Source organism: Serratia sp. C2(1) (genome assembly GCF_036352655.1).
GTDB lineage: Bacteria > Pseudomonadota > Gammaproteobacteria > Enterobacterales > Enterobacteriaceae > Serratia > Serratia inhibens.
On the sequence record NZ_JAZFBA010000002.1, the window covers coordinates 365,592 to 391,278 of the forward strand.

22 protein-coding genes are annotated in these 25,687 nt (G+C 58.3%); 8 read left to right on the top strand and 14 right to left on the bottom strand.

Annotated elements, in window-relative coordinates:
* Nucleotides 1–33 precede the first annotated feature (33 nt).
* Together kefF and kefC are read left to right on the top strand one after the other, a co-directional pair.
* Nucleotides 34–591, top strand: coding sequence for a glutathione-regulated potassium-efflux system oxidoreductase KefF (kefF, locus tag V2S86_RS17285; protein ID WP_041416736.1), 558 nt, complete (start codon nucleotides 34–36; stop codon nucleotides 589–591).
* Nucleotides 584–2,437 carry a glutathione-regulated potassium-efflux system protein KefC gene (gene kefC / locus V2S86_RS17290; protein ID WP_330763448.1) on the top strand — a complete coding sequence of 618 codons (1,854 nt, stop codon included), beginning with the start codon at nucleotides 584–586 and terminating at the stop codon, nucleotides 2,435–2,437. Before kefF ends, kefC begins: the two co-directional genes overlap by 8 nt.
* Nucleotides 2,438–2,575: 138 nt before the next feature.
* Here the strand turns inward: kefC and V2S86_RS17295 are convergent, their stop codons facing one another.
* Nucleotides 2,576–3,190, bottom strand: a complete 615-nt coding sequence (locus tag V2S86_RS17295) for a LysE family translocator (protein WP_330763449.1) — start codon at nucleotides 3,188–3,190, stop codon at nucleotides 2,576–2,578.
* 129 nt (nucleotides 3,191–3,319) lie between these two features.
* On the opposite strand from V2S86_RS17295, the gene V2S86_RS17300 reads away from it, so the two are divergent.
* The 4 genes from V2S86_RS17300 to V2S86_RS17315 all read left to right on the top strand — a co-directional run bounded on the left by V2S86_RS17300 (nucleotide 3,320) and on the right by V2S86_RS17315 (nucleotide 7,275).
* A complete protein-coding gene (locus V2S86_RS17300; protein ID WP_330763450.1) occupies nucleotides 3,320–4,120 on the top strand; it encodes a threonine/serine ThrE exporter family protein in 801 nt (266 codons plus the stop codon).
* Complete coding sequence (locus tag V2S86_RS17305) at nucleotides 4,117–4,581, top strand: threonine/serine exporter (protein WP_043912103.1); 465 nt, start codon at nucleotides 4,117–4,119, stop codon at nucleotides 4,579–4,581. Before V2S86_RS17300 ends, V2S86_RS17305 begins: the two co-directional genes overlap by 4 nt.
* Before the next feature lie 142 nt (nucleotides 4,582–4,723).
* Nucleotides 4,724–5,206, top strand: a complete 483-nt coding sequence (gene folA / locus V2S86_RS17310) for a type 3 dihydrofolate reductase (protein ID WP_006317558.1) — start codon at nucleotides 4,724–4,726, stop codon at nucleotides 5,204–5,206.
* Between the two features lie 179 nt (nucleotides 5,207–5,385).
* On the top strand, nucleotides 5,386–7,275 hold the full coding sequence (locus V2S86_RS17315) for a PhoX family protein (RefSeq protein WP_330763451.1): 1,890 nt from the start codon (nucleotides 5,386–5,388) through the stop codon (nucleotides 7,273–7,275).
* 48 nt (nucleotides 7,276–7,323) lie between these two features.
* Here the strand turns inward: V2S86_RS17315 and apaH are convergent, their stop codons facing one another.
* From apaH to lptD, 6 genes are all read right to left on the bottom strand, one after another.
* Nucleotides 7,324–8,175, bottom strand: coding sequence for a bis(5'-nucleosyl)-tetraphosphatase (symmetrical) ApaH (gene apaH, locus V2S86_RS17320; RefSeq protein WP_330763452.1), 852 nt, complete (start codon nucleotides 8,173–8,175; stop codon nucleotides 7,324–7,326).
* Nucleotides 8,176–8,177: 2 nt separating this feature from the next.
* A complete protein-coding gene (gene apaG, locus V2S86_RS17325; protein ID WP_311994037.1) occupies nucleotides 8,178–8,555 on the bottom strand; it encodes a Co2+/Mg2+ efflux protein ApaG in 378 nt (125 codons plus the stop codon).
* Nucleotides 8,556–8,567: 12 nt separating this feature from the next.
* On the bottom strand, nucleotides 8,568–9,386 hold the full coding sequence (gene rsmA, locus V2S86_RS17330) for a 16S rRNA (adenine(1518)-N(6)/adenine(1519)-N(6))-dimethyltransferase RsmA (RefSeq protein ID WP_330763453.1): 819 nt from the start codon (nucleotides 9,384–9,386) through the stop codon (nucleotides 8,568–8,570).
* Nucleotides 9,379–10,371: a 4-hydroxythreonine-4-phosphate dehydrogenase PdxA gene (gene pdxA / locus V2S86_RS17335; RefSeq protein WP_330763454.1), complete on the bottom strand. Its 993-nt coding sequence runs from the start codon at nucleotides 10,369–10,371 to the stop codon at nucleotides 9,379–9,381. The genes rsmA and pdxA overlap by 8 nt, the downstream gene beginning before the upstream one ends.
* The gene (gene surA / locus V2S86_RS17340) at nucleotides 10,358–11,656 is read right to left on the bottom strand and encodes a peptidylprolyl isomerase SurA (RefSeq protein ID WP_330763455.1); all 1,299 of its coding nucleotides are present in this window, start codon (nucleotides 11,654–11,656) and stop codon (nucleotides 10,358–10,360) included. Before surA ends, pdxA begins: the two co-directional genes overlap by 14 nt.
* A 65-nt stretch (nucleotides 11,657–11,721) precedes the next feature.
* Nucleotides 11,722–14,085 carry an LPS assembly protein LptD gene (lptD, locus tag V2S86_RS17345; protein WP_330763456.1) on the bottom strand — a complete coding sequence of 788 codons (2,364 nt, stop codon included), beginning with the start codon at nucleotides 14,083–14,085 and terminating at the stop codon, nucleotides 11,722–11,724.
* 228 nt (nucleotides 14,086–14,313) lie between these two features.
* Here lptD and djlA point away from each other — a divergent pair, with 228 nt between their 5' ends.
* Nucleotides 14,314–15,120 carry a co-chaperone DjlA gene (gene djlA / locus V2S86_RS17350; RefSeq protein WP_330763457.1) on the top strand — a complete coding sequence of 269 codons (807 nt, stop codon included), beginning with the start codon at nucleotides 14,314–14,316 and terminating at the stop codon, nucleotides 15,118–15,120.
* Nucleotides 15,121–15,258: 138 nt separating this feature from the next.
* Here djlA and rluA read toward each other — a convergent pair whose 3' ends face one another.
* From rluA to V2S86_RS17365, 3 genes are all read right to left on the bottom strand, one after another.
* Nucleotides 15,259–15,909, bottom strand: a complete 651-nt coding sequence (gene rluA / locus V2S86_RS17355) for a bifunctional tRNA pseudouridine(32) synthase/23S rRNA pseudouridine(746) synthase RluA (protein WP_330763458.1) — start codon at nucleotides 15,907–15,909, stop codon at nucleotides 15,259–15,261.
* Nucleotides 15,910–15,963: 54 nt separating this feature from the next.
* Nucleotides 15,964–18,870 carry an RNA polymerase-associated protein RapA gene (gene rapA, locus V2S86_RS17360; RefSeq protein ID WP_330763459.1) on the bottom strand — a complete coding sequence of 969 codons (2,907 nt, stop codon included), beginning with the start codon at nucleotides 18,868–18,870 and terminating at the stop codon, nucleotides 15,964–15,966.
* A gap of 269 nt (nucleotides 18,871–19,139) precedes the next feature.
* Nucleotides 19,140–21,503, bottom strand: coding sequence for a DNA polymerase II (locus V2S86_RS17365; RefSeq protein WP_330763460.1), 2,364 nt, complete (start codon nucleotides 21,501–21,503; stop codon nucleotides 19,140–19,142).
* Between the two features lie 183 nt (nucleotides 21,504–21,686).
* Between V2S86_RS17365 and V2S86_RS17370 the strand changes: the two genes are divergently transcribed.
* The gene (locus V2S86_RS17370; protein ID WP_330763461.1) at nucleotides 21,687–22,454 is read left to right on the top strand and encodes a DedA family protein; all 768 of its coding nucleotides are present in this window, start codon (nucleotides 21,687–21,689) and stop codon (nucleotides 22,452–22,454) included.
* Between the two features lie 146 nt (nucleotides 22,455–22,600).
* Here the strand turns inward: V2S86_RS17370 and ilvN are convergent, their stop codons facing one another.
* The 4 genes from ilvN to thiQ form a co-directional block, all read right to left on the bottom strand.
* On the bottom strand, nucleotides 22,601–22,894 hold the full coding sequence (gene ilvN / locus V2S86_RS17375; protein WP_006317571.1) for an acetolactate synthase small subunit: 294 nt from the start codon (nucleotides 22,892–22,894) through the stop codon (nucleotides 22,601–22,603).
* Between the two features lie 3 nt (nucleotides 22,895–22,897).
* On the bottom strand, nucleotides 22,898–24,592 hold the full coding sequence (gene ilvB / locus V2S86_RS17380) for an acetolactate synthase large subunit (protein WP_004950090.1): 1,695 nt from the start codon (nucleotides 24,590–24,592) through the stop codon (nucleotides 22,898–22,900).
* A gap of 111 nt (nucleotides 24,593–24,703) precedes the next feature.
* Nucleotides 24,704–24,820, bottom strand: coding sequence for an ilvB operon leader peptide IvbL (gene ivbL, locus V2S86_RS17385; RefSeq protein ID WP_208295193.1), 117 nt, complete (start codon nucleotides 24,818–24,820; stop codon nucleotides 24,704–24,706).
* 88 nt (nucleotides 24,821–24,908) lie between these two features.
* The gene (thiQ, locus tag V2S86_RS17390) at nucleotides 24,909–25,613 is read right to left on the bottom strand and encodes a thiamine ABC transporter ATP-binding protein ThiQ (protein ID WP_330763462.1); all 705 of its coding nucleotides are present in this window, start codon (nucleotides 25,611–25,613) and stop codon (nucleotides 24,909–24,911) included.
* Nucleotides 25,614–25,687 lie beyond the last annotated feature (74 nt).

Genomic DNA, 25,687 nt, shown 5'->3' on the forward strand with positions numbered 1-25,687 from the left:
GTATTGCACGGAACGAAGGAACGACGACCCCCCATGATTCTGATTATTTACGCTCACCCGTATCCCCGGCATTCGCATGCCAATCACCGTCTGCTGCAGGCGGTAAAAGACATTCCCGATGTGGAAGTCCGCTCGCTCTATGAGCTGTATCCTGACTTCAATATCGATATCAACGCCGAGCAGCGTGCGCTGGAGCGCGCCGACATGGTGGTGTTCCAGCATCCCATGCAGTGGTACAGCCTGCCGCCGCTGCTGAAACTGTGGATCGACAAGGTGCTGGAGCACGGTTGGGCTTACGGCCATGACGGCGATGCGCTGGTGGGCAAAGATTGCCTGTGGGCGGTCACCAGCGGTGGGGACGAGCATCATTTCGAACTGGGCGATTACCCAAATTTCGCCGTATTGGGGCAGCCGCTGCAGGCGACCGCGCTCTATTGCGGCATGAACTGGCAACCGTATTTTGCCGTGCATAATACTTTTACCTGTAACGAGCCGGCGCTGATTGCCGCCGGCGAGGCTTACCGCCAGCGTTTGGTTGAGTATTTGATGGAACACAGTGAGCCTGCGGATCAGGGAGTCGGCCATGGATAATCACAAGATGATGATTGAGGGGCTGATCTATCTCGGATCGGCTGCGCTGTTTGTCCCTATCGCAGTGCGTCTCGGACTGGGCTCGGTGCTCGGCTACCTGATCGCCGGCTGCATTATCGGCCCCTGGGGGCTGAAGCTGGTCTCCGACGCAGAGTCTATTCTGACTTTCGCCGAGATTGGCGTGGTGCTGATGCTGTTTATCATCGGGCTGGAGCTGGATCCTAAACGGCTGTGGACGCTGCGTGCCTCGGTGTTTGGCGGGGGCAGTATCCAGATGGTGGGGTGTGGGCTGGCGCTGAGCGCATTCTGTTACTTCCTCGGGCTGGACTGGAAGGTGGCGCTGCTGATTGGCCTGACGCTGGCGCTGTCTTCAACCGCCATCGCCATGCAGGCGATGAGCGAGCGTAACCTGACGCCGGCGCCGATCGGCCGCAGCTCGTTTGCCGTGCTGCTGTTCCAGGATATCGCGGCGATCCCGCTGGTGGCGATGATCCCCTTGTTGGCCAGCAGCGGCGCCACTACTACGCTGGGCGCGTTCGCGCTGTCGGCGGCTAAGGTCGTTGGTGCGCTGGCGATCGTGGTGCTGCTTGGGCGCTATGTCACCCGTCCGTTGCTGCACTTTGTCGCTCGTTCGGGCATGCGTGAAGTGTTCAGCGCCGTGGCGCTGTTCCTGGTGTTCGGTTTTGGCATTCTGCTGGAAATGGCCGGGCTGTCGATGGCGATGGGCGCTTTCCTCGCCGGGGTATTGCTGGCGAGTTCGGAATATCGTCATGCGCTGGAAAGCGACATTCAACCGTTCAAGGGCCTGTTGCTGGGGCTGTTCTTTATCGGTGTCGGTATGTCGATCGACTTCGGCACCCTGTTCCATCATCCGTTGCTGATTGCCTCGCTGTTGCTGGGCTTTATGCTGATCAAGGCGGCGTTGCTGTGGCTGATTGGGCCGTGGCTGGGCGTCCCAAAACGCCAGCGCGGCATGTTTGCCATTTTGTTGGGGCAGGGCAGTGAGTTTGCCTTCGTGATCTTTGGCGCCGCACAGTTGGCCGGCGTGTTACCGCCGGACTGGGCCAAATCGCTGACGCTGGCGGTAGCCTTGTCGATGGCGGCGACGCCGTTGTTACTGGTGGTGGCCGCAAGGCTGGAGAAAAATGCGCCGAAGGACGAACGCCCGGCGGATGTGATTGATGAAGAAAACGCCAGCGTGATCATCGCCGGTTTCGGCCGTTTCGGCCAGATTGCCGGCCGTTTGCTGTTGGCCAACGGGGTACACACCGTGGTGTTGGATCATGATCCTGACCACATTGAAACGCTGCGAAAATTCGGCACTAAAGTGTTTTACGGCGACGCAACCCGTGCCGATCTGCTGGAGGCGGCGGGTGCTGCGCACGCCAAAGTACTGATTAACGCCATCGACGATGTGGAAGCCAACCTGCAACTGACCGAACTGGCCAAGCGGCACTTCCCGCACCTGAAAATCGTGGCGCGCGCACGCGATGTCGATCACTGGTATCAGCTGCGGCAGTTAGGGGTGGAAAGCCCGGAACGCGAAACCTTCGAAAGTTCGCTGCGCATTGGCCGTGAGACACTGGAGCTACTGGGGCTGGACGCCTACGAGGCGCGTGAGAAAGCGGATACTTTCCGGCGTTACAACCTGAAGATGCTGGAAAACACGCTGGAGAATTACCAGGATACCGAGTTCCGCATCGCCAGCCTGCAGCGGGCTAAGGAAATGCTCAGCGCGGCCATCGAGCAGGATCAGAATCGGTTGGCGCGGGTGCAGCAAACCGGCTGGCGCGGCAGCATCGACGGCAAGGCACCGGAAGACGACGTGGTGGAAGCCAAAGGCTAACCATGATGATCTTTACCCAAAATACCGGGTGCTGCAGCTAGGCGGCAAGTACGTGAATCCCCGGGAGCTTGGTGAACCAAGTGACCGGGGTAAATGTACGCAGCCAACAACGCTGCGGCGACAGGTATGACGGGTAAATCAGCTCAGTGCAACCTTGATGCCCAGAGCAATCAGCATGCCGCCCAGCAGCTTGTCGACCACCTTCTGCGTTTTTTCCAATCCGCGACGTACCGGTCCGCTTTGAAACAATAACACCAGCACCGGCCACCAGAGGGCGGACAGGCCCAGGATAATCCCCGCATACCACAGTTTTTCACCCATCCCGGAGTCGATCTGCAGCACCTGCGTGAAGACCGCCAGGAAGAACAGCGTGGCTTTGGGGTTGAGCAGGTTGCACAGATAGCCCTGAACAAAAGCGCTTTTCAGGCTCACCTGCTGCTGCGGCAGGTTACCGACGCTCAACTTGCCGCCCCCGCGCGACAGCAATGCCTGAATGCCCACCCAGATCAGGTAGACCGCACCGGCATATTTCAGCACGTTGAACAGCCACGGCGTGGTGGTGATCACTACCGCTAATCCGGCTACGCAGTAAGACATATGGGTGGCGACGCCGCAGGTCACGCCGAAGGCGGTCATCATGGCCGCCGGGCGCGGATAGCGGGTGGCATTCTTGATCACCAGGAAAAAATCCGGGCCGGGCGACAGCATTCCCAGCGCGGCAAGACCGGCGACGAACAGCGAAGTTTCAAGCATGGTTTGCGTCTCTGCACAAAAATCGTAATTGCGTTGATAATAACGCCGCCTCTCCTGATTAGCATCAACCCATTGGGCCCCTGTTAGGCAATATGATGAACTTTTACTCAGGGCGCACCACGGGATACTATGAATCAAACCCCAACGATCGAAATGCCGGAGCCGCACCGGCAACAACGTGAAATCACCCGCCTGTGCATTCAATGCGCCTTGCTGTTGTTGCAGCACGGCTCCGAAAGCATGGTGGTGGAACAGTTATCGACCCGGCTGGGCCTGGCGTTGGGCATGGACAGCGTGGAAAGTTCCATTTCGGCCAATGCGGTGGTGCTGACCACCATCAGTCATGGCGAATGCCTGACCACCACGCGCAAGAATGTCGATCGCGGCATCAATATGCAGATGGTGACCGAGGTGCAGCATATCGTCATTCTGGCGGAGCATCGGCTGGCGGATGTGCACGATGTCGCGCGGCGCTTCGCGAAAATTCGCCCGCTGCGCTATCCGCGCTGGCTGGTGGTACTGATGGTGGCGCTGTCGTGCGGCTGCTTCAGCATGCTGAACGGCGGTGACAACAAAGCGTTCGCCGTGACCTTTATCGCCAGCGGTCTGGCGATGTGGGTGCGCCAGATGCTCACCGCGCGCCATATGAATCCACTGATCAACTTTTGTCTCACGGCGTTTGTCGCCACCTCGGTTTCCGGTCTGTTATTGAGGTTACCGGCGTTCAGCGAAACCTCCACCGTGGCGATGGCCGCCAGCGTGCTGTTGCTGGTGCCGGGATTCCCGTTGATTAACGCGGTAGCGGATATGTTCAAAGGCCACATCAATACCGGGTTGGCACGTTGGACGATGGCCAGCCTGTTGACGCTGGCTACCTGTATCGGCGTGGTGATGGCGATGTCGCTGTGGGATTTGCGGGGGTGGTCATGAGTCTGTTGTGGGCTTTGCTGCAAGAGATGCTGCTGGCGGCGGTACCGGCGCTGGGGTTCGCTATGCTGTTCAACGTGCCGCTGCGCGCGCTGCGATACTGCGCCCTGCTCGGCGCCGTCGGCCGGGGTTCGCGCATGCTGATGATACATGCAGGCATGAACATCGAATGGGCGTCGTTTCTGGCGGCGATTTTAATCGGCATGATCGGCATTTACTGGTCGCGTTGGCTGTTGGCGCACCCGAAGGTGTTTACCGTGGCGGCGGTAATCCCGATGTTCCCGGGCATCTCCGCTTATACCGCGATGATCACCGTCGTGGAGATTTCGCACCTGGGTTACAGCGAGGCGCTGATGGCCACCATGATGACCCATTTTCTCAAGGCGTGTTTTATCGTTGGCGCGTTATCGATAGGGCTGTCATTACCGGGGTTGTGGCTGTATCGAAAACGTCCCGGGGTATGAAATCCGGCGGCCGTAAACGCTGGTTATTAGATATGCTGATAAGAGCTATCTTATATATTCATCTTGCTTGATTAGCCTATCGACGGCAGATAGGCCTTTACGTATAGTGTGAGCAATTTTGCTGCCTACACAGGGTTTAACAATGATTATCAGCCTGATCGCTGCCTTGGCGGCGGATCGCGTTATTGGCATGGAAAACGCCATGCCGTGGCACCTGCCGGCGGACTTAGCGTGGTTTAAACGTAACACGCTGAATAAACCGGTTATTATGGGCCGTAAAACGTTCGAGTCCATTGGTCGTCCGCTGCCGGGCCGCCATAACATCGTTTTAAGCAGCCGTCCCGGCAGTGAAACCGGGGTGACCTGGGCTACGTCTCTGGACGAAGCGCTGGCTGCGGCCGGTGATGTCGAAGAAGTGATGGTAATGGGCGGTGGGCATATCTATACCCAGTTCCTGGCGCGTGCTAACCGCATGTACCTGACGCATATCGACGCCGAAGTCGGTGGCGACACCCATTTCCCGGACTATGAGCCGGACGAGTGGGAAACTTCGTTCAGCGAGTTTCATGACGCTGACGAACTGAACTCTCACAGCTATTGCTTCGAGATTTTAGAACGCCGTTGATTTTCGGGCGTTAGTCACCTTCCCCCAAAGGGCACAAGAGATTGTGCCCTTTGTCGTTTTTACGCCCTTTGGTTGTAACATTTTCGTCACACTTCCTGATTAGTATGAAGTTCAACTTCGAGCGCCCGGCAACTCTGGTGAATTTTGATCGCGGCGCCATTAAAAAAGGAAATGAAACCATGACGAGCAAAATTGAGCAATTAGACGCCGACCGCCTGACCGATCCCACCCGTCGTAAACTGCTGCTCGGCAGCGCAGGTGCCGTGGGTCTGGCGAGTTTCCTTGGCGGCGGCATCTGGACGGTTTCCGCTGAGGCGCTGGCCGAGGATTTGCCACCGAACAAGTTGTTGGGTTTTAAAGGTATTGCGGCCTCCACTGCGGATGAGGTGGTGATCGCGCCGGGGTATCGTGCCGAGGTGTTGATCTCCTGGGGGGAGCCGCTGGTGGAGGGTGCCGCCGCATTTGACGCCCAGGGCAACAACAGCGCCGCCGATCAGGAAAAGCAGTTTGGCGACAACAATGACGGCATGAGTTTCTTCCCGATTGATGACAATCACGGCGTGATGGCCATCAACAACGAATACGTTAACGAGCAATATCTGTTCGCCCACGGTGGCAGCAAGGCCACCAGCCTGGAGGACGTACGTAAATCCCAGGCGGCGCATGGCGTGTCCATCGTGGCGGTAAAGCGCGCCGGGGATAGTCAACGCTGGGAAGTGGAACGCCCTTCGCGCTATAACCGCCGTATCACCGCCAACACCGAGATGCAGTTCAGCGGCCCGGCCGCCGGCCACCCGCTGCTGCAAACCGCAGCCGATCCCACAGGACGCAAGGTGCTGGGCACTTTCGGCAACTGCGCTAACGGCAAAACCCCCTGGGGCACTTACCTGACCTGCGAAGAGAATTTCGATACCTATTTCGGTACCCACCAGGCCGATTACCAGACCACGGCGGAACAGAAACGCTATACGCTGAAGGTCAGCGAACCGGAGCGCAACTGGCCGGACTATGATGACCGCTTTGACGTGGCGAAGAACCCGAATGAATTCAACCGTCACGGTTGGATCGTCGAAATCGACCCGATGAACCCTACGTCAACGCCAATCAAACACACCGCACTGGGCCGCTTCAAGCACGAAAATGCCGCCGTGACCGTCGCCAAGGACGGGCGTCTGGTGGTGTACATGGGTGACGACGAGCGTGGCGAACATATCTATAAGTATGTCTCCAAAGGCCTGGTGGATATCGCCAATCCGGCCAATAACCGCAGCCTGCTGGATGAAGGCACACTGTATGTGGCGCAGTTTGACGGTGACGCCGGCGGCACGCCGTTGAAGGGGACAGGGCGGTGGATTGCGCTGGAGTTCGGCAAAAACGGCCTGACGCCGGAAAACGGCTTCCGCGATGAGGCGGAGGTGTTGATCTTCGCGCGCAAGGCCGCGGCGCAGGTGGGGGCGACTAAAATGGATCGCCCTGAATGGATCGCCGTGAATCCGCATGACGGGCGCGCCTATTGCACGCTGACCAATAACAGCAAGCGCGGTGAAGAAGGGATGCCGTTGAACGCCGCCAATCCGCGACCGAACAATGTTTACGGCCAGATTATCCGCTGGGATGAGGGCGGCGACGCCACAGCAACCTCTTTTTCTTGGGATATTTATGCGCTGTGCGGCAACCCGATCGCGCATCCGGAAGGGGTCAATCGCGGTACGCCGAACATCACCGCAGATAACACCTTTAACAGCCCGGACGGGTTAGGCTTTGATAAGGCGGGGCGCCTGTGGATCCTCACCGACGGCAAATACAGCAACAAGGGCGATTATGCCGGGCAGGGAAATAACCAAATGCTGGTGGGGGACCCGCTGAGCGGTGAAATCCGTCGCTTTATGGTTGGGCCGAAATCGTGCGAGCTGACCGGCATCACCTTCACGCCGGATTACAAGACGATGTTCGTCAACGTGCAGCACCCGGGTGAAGAAGGCGACTCTCATTTCCCGAATAACAGTCCGCGTCCGCGCTCGTCAGTCTTGATGATTACGCGTGAGGATGGCGGGGTGATTGGCGCTTGAGTTTAAAAGCAGAAAAGGCCGGGGCAGCGTCGAACTGCCCCGGTTTTATTATGACGCTGCCAGCGTATTCGCGCCGTCGAGTATGTCGCGGCGGTTCGAAGGTTGAGTGAAGTACTGCCGGTCTTCCCAGCGCAACATGGTCAGATCGCCTCCCCAACAACAGCCGGTATCGAGACCCACAATGCCCTCTGGCGTGCCTTTACCTTCCAGCGATGCCCAATGACCAAAAATAATGGTGTATTCAGGATCCACTAAACGCGGCAATTCAAACCAGGGTTTCAGCGGCGCAGGGGCGGTGCCCGGCGCATCTTTACAGATCATGTCGAGCTGGCCGTTCGGGAAACAGTAACGCATGCGCGTCAGCGCATTGGTGCTGAAACGCAGGCGAGCCAACCCACTCAGTTCCGGGATCCAGTTGTTCGGCATATCGCCGTACATGGCATCCAGGAACAACGGATAGCTGTCGCTGCTCAGTACCGCTTCTACTTCGCGGGCGCACAGCTGGGCGGTTTCGATGTCCCACTGTGGCGTGATGCCGGCATGCGCCATCACCAGTTTGAGCTCTTCATCCACCTGCAGCACCGGTTGGCGGCGCAGCCAGTTGATCAGCTCGTCGGCGTCCGGGGCCTCCAGCAGCGGGGTGATGCGGTCTTTGGGTTTGTTGCGGCTAATGCCGGCATAGACGGCCAGCAGATGCAGATCGTGGTTGCCCAACACCATGCGCACCGCGGGGCCGAGCGAACGCACGTAGCGCAACACGTCCAGCGAACCGGGGCCACGGGCGACCAGATCGCCGGTCAGCCACAGCCGATCGTTTTGCGGATCGAAGGCAGCCTGAGCCAATAGCGACTGCAGTTCATCAAAACAGCCATGAACGTCGCCGATAAGATATGTCGACATAGTTAGTGAATCAGCGTTGGAATAGCTAAGCGGAACACGGGAATAGCGGTGCGGAACGGTTGACCTTGATGATCAACCATCTCGTAATGGCCTTCCATGGTGCCCAGCGGCGTTTCGAGGACCGCGCCGCTGGTGTATTGGAATTCGCCGCCGGGCTGGATGAGCGGCTGTTCGCCGACCACGCCTTCGCCCTGAACTTCGGTTTGGCGACCGTTGCTGTTGGTAATTAACCAATAACGGCCCAGCAGCTGTACGTTGAAACGCCCCAGATTGCGGATGGTGATGGTATAAGCGAAGACGTAACGTTCTTCCTCAGGTATCGACTGTGATTCCACGTAGATACTTTGTACCTGAATACATACACGGGGCGAATCAATCATGACCACTACTCCTTATTGCTGCGGCGCGGGATTGGCTGAAAGCCAGTTAGCCAGCTTACAGTATTGCGCCACAGAAATATTCTCTGCTCTTAACGTCGGATCGACACCCAATTCCGTCAACTGCTCTGGGGTGAACAGATCGCCCAGGCTGTTGCGAACGGTTTTCCGGCGTTGGTTGAATGCCTGAGTTGTAATGCGGCTCAGCATACGCACGTCGCCCACCGGGTTTGGGTTCACCTGGTGCGGCACCAGACGTACCACGGCGGAATCCACTTTCGGCGCCGGAGTGAACGAGGTTGGCGGTACTTCCAGCACCGGAATCACGTTGCAGTAGTACTGCGCCATCACGGTCAAACGCCCGTAGGCTTTGCTGTTCGGGCCGGCAACCAGGCGGTTGACTACCTCTTTTTGCAACATAAAGTGCATGTCGCGAATGGCCTGAGTATAGCTGAAAAGGTGGAACATCAGCGGCGTCGAAATGTTATACGGCAGGTTGCCAAACACGCGCAGCGGTTGGCCGGCCTGCTCGGCCATCTCGGCGAAATTCACCGTCATGGCATCTTGCTGGTGAATGGTCAGTTTGTCTTTCAACTGCGGGTGGTTTGCCAGGCGGGCCGCCAGATCGCGGTCCAGCTCAATCACCGTCATGCGGTCCATGCGTGCGCCGACCGGCTCGGTCAATGCGCCCAGGCCGGGGCCGATCTCAACCACCGCTTCGCCCGGCTGCGGGTGAATGGCGGAGACAATGCTATCGATGACAAACTGATCGGTTAAAAAGTTTTGTCCAAAGCGTTTGCGGGCAAAGTGCCCTTGGTGGACTTTATTATTCATTACAATTAATTATCATTTTAATGGCGAGATTCAAGGCCGTTTTGAAACTGCCCGCATCGGCGGTGCCGGTGCCGGCCAGTTCCAGAGCGGTACCGTGGTCGACCGAGGTACGAATAAAAGGCAAACCGAGGGTGATATTTACCGCCCGGCCGAACCCTTGGTATTTTAGCACCGGCAGCCCCTGATCGTGATACATCGCCAGCACCGCATCGGCATGTTGCAGATACTTGGGCTGGAACAGGGTGTCCGCCGGCAGCGGGCCGATAAGAACGATGCCCTCCTCGCGCAACGCATCGAGCGCCGGGATGATGGTATCGATCTCTTCGCGCCCCATATGGCCGCCTTCCCCTGCGTGCGGGTTCAGTCCGCAGACATAAATCTGCGGCTGGGCGATGCCAAATTTGGTTTTCAAATCGTTGTCGAGGATGCGAATGACTTCGAACAGGCTTTGACGTGTGATGGCGCCAGGTACCGCCAACAACGGCAGGTGAGTGGTCGCCAGCGCCACGCGCAGTTCTTCGGTTGCCAGCATCATCACTACGCGATCGCAACCGCTGCGATCGGCAAAGAATTCGGTATGGCCGATAAAGGGCACGCCGGCGTCGTTGATCACCCCTTTGTTCACCGGACCGGTGATCAGCGCGGCGAACTCGCCGTTCAGGCAACCGTCGCAGGCGCGTGCCAGGGTTTCCACTACGTAGGCGCTGTTGCCCACGTTCAGCTCGCCCGCCACCACCGCATGAGCGGTGGCGACCGGCAGTACCGTCAGGGTGCCTGCGCGTTGTGGCTGGGCGGGTTGGCCCGCCTGATAGTCGCGAAGCTGCAACGGCAGGTTCAACTGCCGGGCGCGCTCAAGCAACAAGGCCGGATCCGCGCACACCACCAGCTCAACAGGCCAATCCTGTTGCGCCAGCGCTGCCACTAAATCCGGCCCAACCCCGGCGGGTTCGCCGGGGGTGATGACTATGCGATTATTGTTGTGCATTACCGTCAAGGATCTTCACGTAAGCCTGAGCACGTTGTTCCTGCATCCAGGTCTGTGCTTCTTCAGCAAACTTGCGGTTGAACAGCATGCGGTAAGCGCGATCTTTCTGCGCGGCGTCGGTTTTGTCCACCTGACGCGTATCCAGCAACTGAATCAGGTGCCAGCCGAAGGAAGAGTGAACGGGTTGGCTGACTTCGCCTTTGCTCAGCTTCATCAACGCGTCGCGGAAGGCCGGATCGTAAATGTCCGGAGAAGCCCAGCCCAGATCGCCGCCCTGCAGTGCAGAACCAGGATCCTGAGACAGCTGTTTGGCTTCGTCAGCAAACTTGGCCTTGCCGCTCTTGATCGCTTCGGCGACTGCCAGCAATTTGGCACGCGCCTGATCGTCGGTCAGTACCACGGAAGGTTTGAGCAGAATGTGGCGTGCATGAACCTCGGTCACGGATACGGACTGGTTGGCACCGCGGATATCATTCACTTTCAGAATGTGGAAACCGACACCGGAGCGGATCGGGCCGACCACGTCGCCTTTTTTGGCGTTAACCAGTCTTTCGGCAAACAGGGTAGGGATTTCTTGCAGCTTGCCCCAACCCATGTTGCCGCCTTTCAGCGCCTGGGAGTCGGCAGAATAGGAGATCGCCAGCTTGCCGAAATCGGCGCCGCCGTTGATTTCACCCATCAGCTTTTTGGCCATGGCTTCAGCGTCGTCAACCTGCTGCTGCGACGGGTTTTCCGGCAACGGGATCAGGATGTGGCTGATGTTCATTTCGGTATCGCTGCCGTTCTGGGCGCCAACCTGTTTTGCCAGCGCGTCCACTTCCTGAGGCAGGATGGTGACGCGACGGCGCACTTCGTTGTTGCGCACTTCAGAAATCAGCATTTCCTTGCGGATCTGGGAACGGTAGGTGTTGTAGTTCAACCCTTCGTACGCCAGACGGCTGCGCATCTGATCGATGCTCATTTTGTTCTGTGCGGCGATATTGCCGATGGCTTTGTCCAGATCGGCATCGGAAACGGTGATCCCCATTTTCTTGGCCATCTGCAACTGGATGTTATCCGTAATCAGACGCTCAAGGATCTGGTGACGCAGCGTATTGTCATCCGGCAATTGCTGGCCGGCCTGTTGCGCATTGAGTTTCACCGACTGCAACAGACTGTTCACGTCGCTCTCAAGCACTACGCCGTTATCCACGACGGCGGCGACTTTATCCACTTCTTGGGGTGCTGCGAACGCGGTATTGGCGCAAACCACCAATCCGAGAATAAGCGTTCTCCAGTTCTTCATACATTTCCCATTCTGTAATCCGCAAATGCGGGTGAAAGTTCTCGTTTTCAAAGTGTTACAAAGTATCAAAATGCACGCTGGTAAGGCAGAATGCCGGAACGCAGCATTTCCGCGGAGCCCAGGCTGTGATCGCTGCTCAGGCCACGCAGTTCGATATTGAATGAAACTTTGTTGTCATAAACGCTGCTTTGGTTGCTGTTGTTCCAGTCGGTGATCTTGCGCTCATAGCCCAGAGTCACTGCCCAGCAGCAGGTGTTGTACTTCAGACCGAGCAACTGATCGGCGGACTGCTGCGCGCGAGTATCGTAGTAATAAGCGCCCACGATTGACCAGCGATCGACAATCGGCCAACTGCCGGTTACGCCCACCTGAGAAATCCCGTCCTGATAGGCTGGCACCTGTGCGGTGTTCAGCGCCGTCTGGATATATTCCGGCGTGGCGTAGCGGTAGTTCAGCTGCAGAACGCGTTCTGCATCCTGACGGTACTCCAGCACGCCGTTACCCAATGAGACGCTGGCAAGACGCGTATCATACTGCAGCCCGCCACGCAGGCCCCAATGGTCATCAATCTTCCAATAAGTATCGCCGGCCCATGCCAGGCTGCCGGTATCGTCATTGTTGTCGTAACCGCTTGTCTGGTCGCCGGTGCGTGAACGGCTGAAGTAGTAGATTTGACCCACGGAAGCGTTAAAACGTTCAACCAGCGCGTCATCATAAATTCGCGTGGTTAAACCGGTGGAAACACGGTTTTGCGAAGCGATGCGATCCAGGCCGCTGTAAGTGCGGTCGCGGAACAGGCCGGAGTAGTCGGTTTGCAGCAGGGTGGTGTCGTAGGTATAGATGTTGCTCTGGTCGCGGTACGGCACGTACAGGTACTGCACGCGCGGCTCCAGGGTTTGGGTGTAACCCTCCGACCAGTTCATGTTGCGGTCGAACACCATTTTGCCGTCGACCTTGAACTGCGGCAACACGCGGTTGACCGAATCCTCGAGGTCTGGTGCATTGTTGCCGGTACGGTTCTTGTAGTTGTTGGCGAAACCGTCAGGAATATCCTGCTGATAATGGGTGGCCAGCAGTTTGGCTTCGGTGTTCAGGCTGGCCCAGCCGTTGGTCAATGGCAGGCTGAGCGTTGGCTCCAGGTGCAAACGGGTGGCGTCCGGGCTATACGGGTTGACGCTGGTGAACTTGGCCCCCTGGCCGTAAATGCGCAAATCGAACGGACCGAGATCGTTTTTATAGTAATTCAGGTCCAGCTGCGGTTGCACTTTATAGGATTCGGAACTGGCGCGATCGGTGTCGTCGTAGACCTGGAATTGCTTGGAGCTTAAGGTGGCATCCCAGTTGTCAATGGCGTAGCCAACGCTGAATTTCTGCGTTGCGTAACCGTCGGTGGTAGAGCCGTATTTCGAGTCCAGATCGGTAAAGTATTTGGAGTCGCTGACTTTGGTGTAATCGGCGTTAAAACGCCACACCTGGTCCATCACGCCGTTATGGTTCCAGTAGAATAACCAGCGGGTGCTGTCGTCAGGATTGTCCTTGCTGTATTCCTTATCGTCCGGCAGCCAGTCGAACTCCATCAGGCCCAAGCCGGGCTGCACCAGATAACGGAATTCGTTCTGCCACTGCAGGCCACGTTTGGACATGTAGTGTGGTGTGATGGTGGCGTCGAAGTTAGGTGCGATGTTCCAGTAATACGGCAACATGAACTCAAAGCCATTGTTGCTGCCGTATTTTGCATTCGGGATCAGGAAGCCTGAACGGCGTTTATCGCCGACCGGCAATTGCAGGTACGGGCTGTAAAACACCGGTACGCCACCGATTTTGAAGCGGGCGTTCCAGACTTCAGCGACCTGCTCTTCGCGGTCATGGATCACTTCGGAACCGACGACGCTCCAGCTGTTATCGCCAGGCAAACAAGAGGTAAAGGTGCCGTTTTCCAGAATGGTGTAACGGTTGGCACCGCGCATCTTCATCTTGTCGGCGTCGCCGCGCCCCTGACGGCCTACCATTTGGTAGTCGCCCTGATAGACGTCGGTATCTTTATTGTTCAGGTTCGACCAGGCTTTCGGGCCTTTAAGCTTGATCTGATTGTCGCTGTAGTGCACATCGCCGGTTGCCGTCACGGTGCGAACCGGTTCGGTCTGCCCCGGATTTTGCGTCTGGTTCAGTTCCACTTGCTTGGCAGTCAGGGTGCTGTTGCCTTGTTCGATATTCACGTTGCCGGTGAACAGGGCGCTTTTCGGATAGTCCGCTTTGGAGTCATCCGCATGGATGGTGACCGGCAGGCTGTTCGGATCGCCGCTGACCAGCGGTTTGTCATAAACAGGAACGCCAAGCATGCATTGCTCGGCCAGATCAGCCAGCGCGTGCTGACTGTAGAGTGCCGTCCAAATCATTGTGGCCAGCAGTGTTGGGAAACTTTTTTTCATACGCGGTTTTGGTGTTCCGTCATCAGAGGCGTCATGTCCGGCAAACGGTCAGAGACTATATCACTCATCTGCGTTGCGCTAGTGTTAAATCCTGCCGTTTACTTGCGTCGTCGTTAGGCGCAAAGATAAATGACAGGTATGATAATCCAAATCCTGGGAAAAATCGCCTTAACCCTTATCTAAGACAGAAGGGAGCCGGCGGCTTTCGGCATGATAATTGAGGAGTATATGCAGTATTGGGGAAAACTGCTCGGGGTCATCGTTGCCATTTGGGCTGGCGCGGGATTCTGGGGTGTAGTTTTGGGGCTGATTGTCGGTCATATGATCGACACTGCGCGCAGCAATAAGCGCGGTCGGGGCTTTTTCGCCGACCAGCAAACGCGGCAAACGCTGTTTTTCCGCACCACTTTTCAGGTGATGGGTCACCTGACCAAATCAAAAGGGCGCGTTACCGAGGCGGATATTCAGATCGCCAGCCTGTTTATGGATCGTCTGCAACTGCACGGTGAAGCCCGTACGGCGGCGCAACAGGCGTTTCGCGAAGGCAAACAGAGCCAGTTCCCGCTGAGAGAGACGTTGCAGCAGTTCCGCAGCATCTGTTTCGGCCGTTTTGACCTGATTCGGATGTTTCTGGAAATTCAAATCCAGGCGGCGTTTGCCGACGGCTCGCTGCATCCGAACGAACGTCAGGTGCTGTACGTGATCGCCGAAGAGCTGGGCATCTCGCGTGCGCAGTTCGATCAGTTCCTCAGCATGATGGAAGGCGGGCGTCAGTTTGGCGGTGGTCAGCAGGGCGGCTATCAGCAAGCGCAGCGCGGGCCAACGTTGGAGGATGCCTGCAAAGTGCTGGGTGTCAGCAGCAGTGACGACGCCACCACCATCAAGCGCGCCTACCGCAAGCTGATGAGCGAACACCATCCGGATAAACTGGTGGCGAAAGGTTTGCCGCCGCAAATGATGGAAATGGCCAAGCAGAAAGCGCAGGAAATTCAGGCGGCGTACGATCTGATCAAACGCGAGAAAGGCTTCAAATAACGATACCCGTCATACTTCGAGCCGCAGGTGTGTTGGCTGCCTGCGCTTACCCCGGTCACGTACTTTTTGTACGCTCCCGGGGTTGCGCTTAGTTGCCGCCTTCCTGCAACTCGAGTTATTTAGGGTATCCCTGGGCTATCAGAAATCCGGCTCGGCGCGGAAATGCATCGGCGTCTGGAATGCCGGATGGGTGATGCGCAGTTCCTGCGCATGCAGTTGTAACCGCGGCGCCATTGCCTTGGCTTCGGGATGGGCATAGAACCCGTCACCGAGGATCGGGTGGCCCAGTGCCAGCATGTGTACGCGCAACTGGTGAGAGCGGCCGGTGATCGGCGTCAGTTTTACCCGCGTGCTGCCATCGGCATCGCGCGACAGCACCAGATACCCGGTTTGCGCCGCTTTGCCGGTTTCGAAGCATACTTTTTGCAGTGGCCGGTTCGGCCAGTCGCAAATCAGCGGTAAATCCACCAGCCCTTCATCGTGCTCCAGATGGCCCCACACGCGGGCGATATAGGATTTCTTCGGCTCGCGATCGCGGAACTGACGCTTGAGCTCACGCTCTGCGGCCTTGTTCAGCGCCACCACAATCACCCCGCTGGTCGCCATATCCAGGCGATGCACCGATTCGGCGGCCGGAAAATCGGCCTGAATGCGCGTCATCAGGCTGTCTTTGTTTTCCGGTGCGCGGCCAGGCACCGACAGCAGACCGCTCGCCTTGTTGACCACGATAATGTGCTCATCCTGATACAGGATATGCATCGGGTCCTGAGGGGGATTGTAGGGTTCCATCTTGGCTCCGCTGAAAGTGACGGTACGGGGAACCGGAGTTCCCCGTACCGCAGGTTACTGGTGAGTGACCACCACCAGACGGATAGCGTCCAGGCGCCATCCCGCTTCATTCAGGTTGATCAGCACCTGTTTACGGTTGAACTCCAGCGCTTCCACTTCGTCATCACGGATATTCGGGTTAACCGCCTTCAGCGCTTCCAGACGTGCCAGCTCGGTGCTCAGCTTGTCGTCCGCTTCCTGTTTCGCCTGTTCAATCAGTGCGCGCGCCTGGGCTTCAACCAGGCTTTCCGCCTGTTGCAGCATGGCGTGCACGTCCTGTTGCACCGCGTTGACCAGTTTGCTGGAGGTATGGCGGTTCACCGCGTTCAGCTGGCGGTTGAAGCTTTCGAACTCGACCTGCGCCGCCAGGTTGGTGCCTTTGCGGTCCATCAGCATGCGGATTGGCGTTGGCGGCAGGAAGCGAGTCAGTTGCAGGTGTTTCGGTGCCTGCGCCTCAACCACGTACACCAGTTCAACCAGCAAGGTGCCGACCGGCAGCGCTTTGTTTTTCAGCAAGGACACCGCACAGCTGCCGGTATCGCCGGACAGGATCAGATCCAGGCCGTTGCGGATGATCGGGTGTTCCCAACTGACGAACTGCGCGTCTTCACGTGACAGAGCCTGCTCGCGATCGAAGGTGACGGTGCAGCCGTCCTGCGGCAGGCCCGGGAAGTCCGGTACCAGCATATGATCGGACGGCGTCAGCACAATCAGATTGTCGCTGCGATCGTCCTGGTTGATGCCGACGATGTCGAACAGGTTAAGCGCAAAGCCCACCAGGTTGACGTCGTTGTCTTGATTGGCGATGGCTTCCGCCAGCTCCTGTGCTTTCTCGCCGCCGTTGGAGTGCATTTCCAGCAGGCGATCGCGGCCCTGTTCCAACTGCGCCTTGAGGTGGTCGTGCTGCTGGCGGCAGGCGTGAATGAATTCTTCCAACCCTTCATGCTCGGTCGGCGCAGCCAGGAAGCCGATCAACTGCTCGTAGCCGCTGTCATAAATGGTGCGGCCGGTCGGGCAGGTGTGCTCGAAGGCGTCCAGCCCTTCATGGAACCAACGTACCAGCACCGCCTGAGCGGTGTTTTCCAGGTACGGCACCATGATTTCAATTTCATGCATCTGGCCGATACGGTCCAGACGGCCGATACGCTGCTCCAGCAGATCGGGGTTGAACGGCAGGTCGAACATCACCAGGTGGCTGGCGAACTGGAAGTTGCGGCCTTCGGAACCGATCTCCGAGCACAACAACACCTGAGCGCCGTCTTCTTCAGAGGCGAAGTAGGCGGCGGCACGATCGCGTTCGATAATCGACAGCCCTTCGTGGAACACCGCGGCGCGGATCGCTTCGCGCTCACGCAGCACCTGTTCCAATTGCAGCGCAGTGTCGGCCTTGGCGCAGATCACCAGCACTTTCTTATCGCGGTTGGCCACCAGGTAGTCCAGCAGCCACTCCACGCGCGGATCAAAGTTCCACCAGGTGGCGTTCTCGCCTTCGAACTCCTGATAGATTTGCTCCGGGTACAGCATGTCGCGCGCGCGCGCCTCAACGGTTTTCTTTGCCCCCATGATGCCGGACACTTTGATGGCAGTCTGGTACTGGGTCGGCAGTTGCAGCTTGATCTGGTGCAGATTGCGGTGCGGGAAGCCTTTAACGCCGTTGCGGGTGTTGCGGAACAGCACGCGGCTGGTGCCGTGGCGGTCCATCAGCATGGTGACCAGCTCCTGGCGCGCCTGCTCGGCACCCTCGGCGTCACTATTGGCGGCTTTCAGCAGCGGTTCGATGTCCTGTTCGTCGATCAACTCGCCCAGCATGTTCAGCTTGTCATCGGCCAGACGTTCACCGCTGAGCAGCAGGGTAACGGCATCGGCGACCGGGCGGTATTTTTGCTGTTCGCTGACGAATTCTTGGTAATCGTGGAAACGGCTAGGATCCAGCAGGCGCAGACGGGCGAAGTGGCTTTGCTGGCCAAGCTGCTCCGGGGTTGCGGTCAGCAGCAGTACGCCGGGGATATGTTCCGCCAGCTGTTCGATGACCTGATATTCGCGGCTTGGCGCTTCTTCGCTCCAGGCCAGATGGTGGGCTTCGTCGACCACCAGCAGATCCCACTGGGCGTCCGCCAGCTCTTCCAGGCGCTGCTTGTTGCGGCGCACGAAATCCAGAGAACAGATCACCAGCTGTTCGGTTTCAAACGGATTGCTGCTGTCGAGTTTGGCTTCCGAGTAGCGGCTGTCGTCGAACAGCGAGAAATACAGGTTGAAGCGGCGCATCATTTCGACCAGCCACTGGTGCTGGAGGGTCTCAGGCACCACGATCAGTACGCGCTCGGCGCGGCCCGCCAGCAGTTGCTGATGGATGATCATCCCGGCTTCGATGGTTTTCCCCAGACCGACTTCATCTGCCAGCAGTACGCGTGGCGCGTGGCGCTGCCCGACTTCATAAGCGATGTGCAACTGGTGAGGGATCAGGCTGGCACGCATGCCGCGCAGGCCGGCGAACGGCAGGCGATACTGCTCGCTTTGGTATTTACGCGCACGGAAACGCAGGGCGAAGCGATCCATACGGTCGATCTGGCCGGCGAACAGACGGTCCTGCGGTTTGCTGAAAGTCAGCTTGCTGTCCAGCAGCACTTCGCGCATCGCCACACCGCTTTCCTGGGTGTCCAGGCGGGTGCCGATATAGGTCAGCAGGCCGTTATCCTCTTTGACCTCTTCTACCTGCAGCTCCCACCCTTCGTGGTTGCTGATGGTGTCGCCCGGATTGAACATCACGCGGGTGATTGGCGAGTCACTTCTGGCATAGAGTCGGTTTTCACCGGTTGCGGGGAAAAGCAGGGTAACCATGCGCACATCCAGCGCCACGACGGTTCCCAGACCTAATTCGCTTTCCGTATCGCTGATCCAGCGTTGACCAAGTGTAAAAGGCATATATTGTCGGCTCGATTCTTTTTAAGTAAGTCTTGTTACCGGGCGGGAAGGGCCGCGGCACCTGTATCAAACGTTTGCTAATCCCGGTTTATTTTGATTTGACGGGCAATAGCGGTTCACGCCATGCGGGCGTCGCGAGACGGCATGGGCGCAGCGTGGTTCAGAATTTGGGAAGGGCGCTATGGTAATGGAAGGCGGCGCGTTCGTCACCTGCAAAACCCGATGATTTTTCTTAACCCTTCGCCAAAGCCCGCATGGCGGGTGCAATGTCAGAACAGCCCCATCTGCCCGGTGACCAGCGTGGTAAAATCGTCGTGCAGAAAAGGGAGTATAGCGTCTGCCACCGGTTGCAACTGGCGGTCCAGATAATGCTGGTAATCTATTGCCGATTGCTGGGTCTCCAGGGGTTCCGGCCCGGCCACGGTCATCACGTAGCTGATCCAGCCGCCGCTCTGGTATTGCAGCGGTCGACCCTGTTGACGATTATAGTCGTCGGCGATACGCGCTGCGCGGACGTGCGGCGGCACGTTGCGCTGATACTCGTCGAGTTTCCTGCGCAGGCGCTTGCGGTAGACCAGCCGCTCGTCAAAGTCGCCGTTAAGCGTTTTGCTGACGTATTCACGCACAAAATCCTGATACGGCTGCTGTTTGAATATGCGCTGGTACAGCAACTGTTGGAACTGTTGCGCCAGGGGCGTCCAGTCGGTACGCACCGTTTCCAGCCCTTTATAGACCATTTCTTCGCTGCCGTCGGGTTTGACGATCAGCCCGGCATAACGTTTTTTACTGCCTTGCTCGGCGCCGCGGATGGTGGGCATCAGGAAGCGCGAGTAATGGGTTTCAAACTCCAGCTCCAGCGCGTTCTCCAGCCCGAATTGTTGCCGAAGATGCTGCTGCCACCATTGGTTGACCTGCTGCACCAGCGCCTTGCCAATCTGCGCCGCCTGCTGCTCGTCATGCGGCTGTTTCAGCCAGACGAAGGTGGAATCGGTGTCGCCGTAGATCACCTGATAGCCCTGTGCCTCGATCAGTTCGCGCGTCTGGCGCATGATCTCATGGCCGCGCAGGGTGATCGACGACGCCAGGCGGGGATCGAAAAAGCGGCAGCCGCTCGATCCCAACACGCCGTACAGCGCGTTCATGATGATTTTTAATGCCTGGGATAACGGCTTGTTTTGTTGGCGCTTTGCCGCCTCGCGTCCCTGCCAGATTTGTTCGACGATCGCCGGCAGGCAATGTTTGCCGCGCGAGAAACGCGCATGGCGAAAACCGGGTACCGAATCGGTATCGCCCGGGTGCCGCATGCCCTCCACCAGCCCGACCGGATCGATCAGGAAGGTGCGGATGATCGACGGGTACAGGCTTTTGTAATCCAGCACCAGCACCGAGTCATACAGGCCGGGTTGGGAATCCATGACAAAGCCGCCGGGGCTGTGTTCCTCCGGCTGCTCGCCGAGGTTGGGCGCCACAAAACCCAGCCGGTGCATGCGCGGCATATACAGGTTACTGAATGCGGCCACCGAACCGCCGCTGCGGTCCGCCGCCAGCCCGGTGACGGTCGCGCGCTCCAGCAAGAAGGTCAGCAGTTCGGCTTTGGCGAAAATCCGCGTGACCAACTCGCAGTCCTTCAGGTTGTAGCGCGCCAGCGCCGGTTTGTCTTCGGCGAAGCGCCGATCGATTTCCGCCATTCGCTGGTAGGGGTTATCGATGGATTTGCCTTCACCCAGCAGCGCTTGCGCTACATACTCCAGGCTGAAAGAAGGGAAGTTCCAGGTGGCGGATTTCAGCGCTTCTATACCGTCGATAATCAGCCGCCCGGCGGCGGAGGCGAAAAAGTGATTCTGCTTGAAGCCGTGTTCGCGCCATTCCAGCAGGTTGCCGCCACGGCCCAGCCGCAGGGGAATTTGATAGCGCTCGGCGTGTTTTTGCAGCACGCGTAAATCGAACTGCACCAGGTTCCAGCCGATGATGGCGTCCGGATCGTGCCGTTCCAGCCACTGATTCAGTCGTTCCAGCATCTGTGGGCGGCTGGTGCAGTATTCCAGCTCGAAATCCAGCGGTTCATTGCCGCCGTTGGCCGGCCCCAGCATGTACACCTGACGCTGGCCGCAACCTTCCAACGCGATTGAATACAGCTCGCCGTGGGCGGTGGTTTCAATGTCCAGCGAGACCATTTTCAGCATCGGACGGTAGTCCGGCGCCGGTTTCATCTGGCCATCGAGCAGTGGGCCGCTGCCATTGGGCCGGCCGCTGAACCACACCGGCGCGGTGATAAAACGTTCCATCAGGTAGCGTTCCGGCGGGCGAATATCGGCTTCGTAGACATCGACACCGCCATCTTTCAGCAGCTTTTCCAGTTTGATCAATTGGCGGTGCTGGCGGCAATACAGCCCCAGCACCGGGCGGTGATGGAAATCGGTCAACGGCAGGGTTTTCAGTTCCAGTTGCCGCTCTTCACGCAGCAACAGCTCAGCGCGCTGGCGCTGTTCGGCGGGGATAAAGGCTACTGAGGTCTGCGGTGACAAGCGAAGTTGCTGCGGCCCGTGGTCGGTCGCCAGCCAAAACTCCACCTCGGTACCTGCGGGCGTATCGCGCCAGTGGCGGGTGAGCAGAAAACCCTGTTGGAGTGACATCACGCGGTTCCTGAGAAGCTAAACTGAAAGGCAATAGGTATAAGTTACAGTATGGGTTTTTATACAGTGATTGTCCATTGTCGGGCGGTTTTGCCAAAAACGCATACAATTCATCGGTTGACTCACCTCCGGCCGCACCGGACAATCCCACGCCCACGCGTTTTTGATTACGAGTAGAGGTATATGGAAGCCTATCTGCAGCATTTGATCACCCAATCATTGGCTTTCACTCTGATGGTCGTCATGTTTGTCGCGTTTCTGGAATCGCTGGCGCTGGTGGGGTTGCTGCTGCCCGGCACGGTAATGATGGCCAGCATTGGCGCGCTGATCGGCAGCGGCCAGGTGGATTTCTATTACGCCTGGGGGGCGGGGATCCTCGGTTGCCTGCTGGGGGATTGGATCTCGTATTTTATCGGCCGCGCCTTCAAGGGGCCGCTGCATCGTTGGTCATTTCTGAAAAAGAACAAGGCGATGCTGGACAAAACCGAGCATGCGCTGCATCAACACAGTATGGCGACCATTCTGATTGGCCGTTTTGTCGGCCCGACGCGCCCGCTGGTGCCGATGGTCGCCGGGATGCTCGACCTGCCGCCGTACAAATTCGCCTTGCCTAACATTATCGGCTGCATCACCTGGCCGCCGGTCTATTTCTTCCCGGGTATTCTGGCCGGCGTGGCGATAGACATTCCCGCCAGCGCCAGCAGCGCGTTATTCAAATGCCTGCTGTTTGCGGTGGTGGTGCTGATTTGGCTGGCCGCCTGGTTGAGCTGGCGTTGGTGGCGTGAGGGCAAGCGCAGCGCCGATCGGCTGAGCAACTGGCTGTCGCCGGTGCGGTTGCGGGTGGCCTGCGTGCTGAGTTGGATACTGGCGCTCGGGACCTTTTACTCTTTATCCCAACAACCGTTGATGCCGGTGTATCGGCATCTGCTGTGGAAAGTGCTGGCCGGCTGATGTCGGGCACCAAATTTTATCCCCTATGGATTTCATGCGACAGCTAGGCGGCAAGAACCTAAACTCCCGGAGCTTACTTGGGTAAGTGACTGGGGTTTAGGGACGCAGCCAACAACGCTGCCGCATGAAATACGACGGGGATATCATTATTGGAAGAAGGCTTCCAACTGTTCAAACACCCGCATGTCTTCGTTGTGGCGTTTCACCTGCAGCACATCCTCGAGTTTTTCCACCTGGCTGATCATTTGCACCAGCCGTTGATCGTCCGCCACCAATAGCCAGATGCGGCTCTGTTTGCCGTCTTTCAACGGCATGCACAGGATACCCTCCACGTTGAAGGCGCGGCGGGCAAACAGGCCGCACACGTGCGACATCACGCCGGGATGATTGCGGACCGCCAGCTCAAGGATCACCTGTGGATTATTGTGTTGTTCTGACATGGCTTATTCTCCAATCATGTCGATGTTGGCGGCACCCGGCGGTACCATCGGGAAGACTTTTTCATTGATATCGATCAGCGCGTGGATCAGGCACGGGCCAGGGCGTTGGATCGCCTCGGCCAGCGCGGCCTGCGGATCTTCTGCGGCGTTCAGATCGCAGGTGTCCAGCCCGAAACCGGCGGCAATCTTGATAAAATCGGTGCGTTTCGGGTAGGCGGCGGCAAAGATGCGCTGCTGATAGAACAGGGTTTGCTGCTGATGCACCAGCCCCAGCGCCTGATTGTTCATCAGGATAATTTTCACGTCCAGATCATGCTCGACGGCGGTGGCCATTTCCTGAATGTTCATCATCAGGCTGCCGTCACCGGAGAAGCACAGCACCTTGCGCTGCGGTTCGGCCAGCGCCGCGCCGATAGCCGCCGGCAGGCCAAAGCCCATGGTGCCCAGACCGCCGGAGGTCAGCCACTGGCGCGGCCGGCTGAGCGGATAGGCTTGCGCCACCCACATCTGATGCTGGCCCACGTCGGTGGTGATGATGGCGCTTTCATCCACGCAGCGCGCGGCGGCCAGCACCAAACCGTAGTGGCTCAGCGGATCTTCGGCGTTCGGCATGCTGAACGGGAACTCGCGTTTCAAGCCGTTGACGGTGTCCAGCCATTCGCTGCGCGGTTGCGCTTCAATTTGCGGCAACAATTGTTGCAGCACCTGGCCTACGTCGGCATGAATGGCAATATTCGCCTGCTTCACCTTACCCAGTTCGGCGCGGTCGATATCCACGTGAATGATGCTGGCGTTGGGGCAGAACTGTTCGGTTTTGCCAATCGCCCGATCGTCAAAGCGTGCGCCCAATACGATCAGCAGATCGGCTTCCTGCAGAATAAAGTTGGTGCTGCGGGCCGCATGCATCCCCAGCATGCCCAGTGACAGCGGGTGTTGCACCGGCATGGCACCCAGCGCCATCAGCGTCATGGTGGTCGGCAGATTGGCGCGTTCGGCCAGCTCAATCGCCTGTTGGTAGGCGTTGGCGCAGATAATGCCGCCACCCAGATACAACACCGGGCGCTTGGCCTGGTTGATCATTGCGGCAGCTTGCGCCACTGCGGCGGCTTCGAAGGCCGGCGCAGCGTCGGGCACCGCGACGGGCGGCAGTTCATCCAGGCTGATAACCGCCGTTTGTACGTCTTTCGGCACGTCGATCCATACCGGCCCGGGGCGGCCGGATTCGGCGATGCGGAACGCGTCGCAGATCACCTGCGGCAGTTCGCGGATATCGCGTACCAGATGGTTGTGTTTGGTGATGGGAATCGAGATGCCGTAGGTGTCCACTTCCTGGAAGGCGTCGGTACCAATCATTGAAGAGGGCACCTGGCCGGTGATGCACACCAGCGGGATGGAATCGAGTTTTGCGTCGGCGATGGCGGTGACCAGGTTGGTCGCCCCCGGCCCGCTGGAAGCGATGCACACCGCCGCCTTGCCGTTGGCGCGCGCCATGCCCTGCGCCATAAAGCCCGCGCCCTGTTCGTGGCGCGCCAGCACGTGGTGAATGCGAGTGCTTTGGCTCAGCGCGTCATACAGCGGCAGTGCCGCGCCGCCGGGAATGCCGGCTACGGTAGTGATGCCCTGGCGCTCCAGCAAATGAACGATCAGTTCTGCGCCGGTGAAGCGTTGGCCTTGATGTGGCGTGCCCGAAATTGCCATGTTCCTATCCTTTCTCAGGGCCGGTTCGCTTTTCTGGGCAGGGGGCTAAAACAAGAAACCCCGCCCGGTTTGCGCCGGCGGGGTTTGGGAATCGATGCGTTGATTCGGACCCTACGGCGCATTGCCGACGACCACCACCACACGCACGACGACCATCACCGCGGCTGGTAGCGCGGTAACTAGTAGGGTCGAAGTCAGCGAGGATGCGATCACAGGGAACCTTATCATCAGTAATAGAAGTCAGGTTTTTATAAAACCACAGGCGAAAAATTCGCACAACAGGTTTATTTTCCCAGCATAAAAAACGCGCTGCAGATCACGGTTTGTGCGAAATGCCCAGCACCCGGGCTTCCGGTGCGCTGCCGTCCAACAGCGCCTGCGTGGGGCCGTCGTAATAAATCCGCCCGTCGACCACCAACAGGGTGCGCGGCGCGATGCGAGCGGCGTCATCCAGGTTGTGCGACACCATCAGCAGCGTCAGGTTGCGTTGGTCACAAACCTCTTGCAACAGTTGCAGCATCTCATTGCGCAGCGCAGGGTCGAGCGCCGAGAAAGGCTCGTCGAGCAGCAGGATGGGCTGCTGGCGGATCAGGCAGCGAGCCAGGGCTGCGCGTTGGCGCTGGCCGCCGGAAAGCTGTGACGGCAGGCGCTGCAGATGTTCCTCCAACCCCACCTGGCGGGCAATCTGCGCCAACTGTTGTTGCTGGTCCGCGTTCAGCCGCAGCCCGGGGTCAAGGCCCAAGCCGATGTTCTGCGCTACCTTCAGGTGGGCGAACAGGTTGTTTTCCTGAAACAGCATCGAGACCGGCCTTTTGGCCGGCGGCGTGCCGGTGTGGTCGCTGCCGTTCAGCAGCAGCTTGCCGCTGGCGGCCGGCAGGAAACCGGCGATCAGGCTGAGCAGGGTGCTTTTGCCCGCACCACTGGGGCCGAGCACCGCGACACGTTCGCCCGGCCGGATACGCAGGTCAAAGCGCATCGGCAGGTGTTCATACAGATAAGTCAGTTTTTCAAGCGTCAGCATATGTCCTTCATCTTTCAAGTTGCCGCTATGTTGGCTTTCTTCACTTATCCCAGTCACTTAGTGGACTAAGCTCC

What these genes read in the sequence shown, in the direction of transcription:
- kefF (WP_041416736.1), top strand. Translation starts at nt 34, where the DNA reads ATGATTCTGATTATTTACGCTCACCCGTATCCCCGGCATTCGCATGCC.
- kefC (WP_330763448.1), top strand. Translation starts at nt 584, where the DNA reads ATGGATAATCACAAGATGATGATTGAGGGGCTGATCTATCTCGGATCG.
- V2S86_RS17295 (WP_330763449.1), bottom strand. Translation starts at nt 3,190, where the DNA reads ATGCTTGAAACTTCGCTGTTCGTCGCCGGTCTTGCCGCGCTGGGAATG.
- V2S86_RS17300 (WP_330763450.1), top strand. Translation starts at nt 3,320, where the DNA reads ATGAATCAAACCCCAACGATCGAAATGCCGGAGCCGCACCGGCAACAA.
- V2S86_RS17305 (WP_043912103.1), top strand. Translation starts at nt 4,117, where the DNA reads ATGAGTCTGTTGTGGGCTTTGCTGCAAGAGATGCTGCTGGCGGCGGTA.
- folA (WP_006317558.1), top strand. Translation starts at nt 4,724, where the DNA reads ATGATTATCAGCCTGATCGCTGCCTTGGCGGCGGATCGCGTTATTGGC.
- V2S86_RS17315 (WP_330763451.1), top strand. Translation starts at nt 5,386, where the DNA reads ATGACGAGCAAAATTGAGCAATTAGACGCCGACCGCCTGACCGATCCC.
- apaH (WP_330763452.1), bottom strand. Translation starts at nt 8,175, where the DNA reads ATGTCGACATATCTTATCGGCGACGTTCATGGCTGTTTTGATGAACTG.
- apaG (WP_311994037.1), bottom strand. Translation starts at nt 8,555, where the DNA reads ATGATTGATTCGCCCCGTGTATGTATTCAGGTACAAAGTATCTACGTG.
- rsmA (WP_330763453.1), bottom strand. Translation starts at nt 9,386, where the DNA reads ATGAATAATAAAGTCCACCAAGGGCACTTTGCCCGCAAACGCTTTGGA.
- pdxA (WP_330763454.1), bottom strand. Translation starts at nt 10,371, where the DNA reads ATGCACAACAATAATCGCATAGTCATCACCCCCGGCGAACCCGCCGGG.
- surA (WP_330763455.1), bottom strand. Translation starts at nt 11,656, where the DNA reads ATGAAGAACTGGAGAACGCTTATTCTCGGATTGGTGGTTTGCGCCAAT.
- lptD (WP_330763456.1), bottom strand. Translation starts at nt 14,085, where the DNA reads ATGAAAAAAAGTTTCCCAACACTGCTGGCCACAATGATTTGGACGGCA.
- djlA (WP_330763457.1), top strand. Translation starts at nt 14,314, where the DNA reads ATGCAGTATTGGGGAAAACTGCTCGGGGTCATCGTTGCCATTTGGGCT.
- rluA (WP_330763458.1), bottom strand. Translation starts at nt 15,909, where the DNA reads ATGGAACCCTACAATCCCCCTCAGGACCCGATGCATATCCTGTATCAG.
- rapA (WP_330763459.1), bottom strand. Translation starts at nt 18,870, where the DNA reads ATGCCTTTTACACTTGGTCAACGCTGGATCAGCGATACGGAAAGCGAA.
- V2S86_RS17365 (WP_330763460.1), bottom strand. Translation starts at nt 21,503, where the DNA reads ATGTCACTCCAACAGGGTTTTCTGCTCACCCGCCACTGGCGCGATACG.
- V2S86_RS17370 (WP_330763461.1), top strand. Translation starts at nt 21,687, where the DNA reads ATGGAAGCCTATCTGCAGCATTTGATCACCCAATCATTGGCTTTCACT.
- ilvN (WP_006317571.1), bottom strand. Translation starts at nt 22,894, where the DNA reads ATGTCAGAACAACACAATAATCCACAGGTGATCCTTGAGCTGGCGGTC.
- ilvB (WP_004950090.1), bottom strand. Translation starts at nt 24,592, where the DNA reads ATGGCAATTTCGGGCACGCCACATCAAGGCCAACGCTTCACCGGCGCA.
- ivbL (WP_208295193.1), bottom strand. Translation starts at nt 24,820, where the DNA reads ATGATAAGGTTCCCTGTGATCGCATCCTCGCTGACTTCGACCCTACTA.
- thiQ (WP_330763462.1), bottom strand. Translation starts at nt 25,613, where the DNA reads ATGCTGACGCTTGAAAAACTGACTTATCTGTATGAACACCTGCCGATG.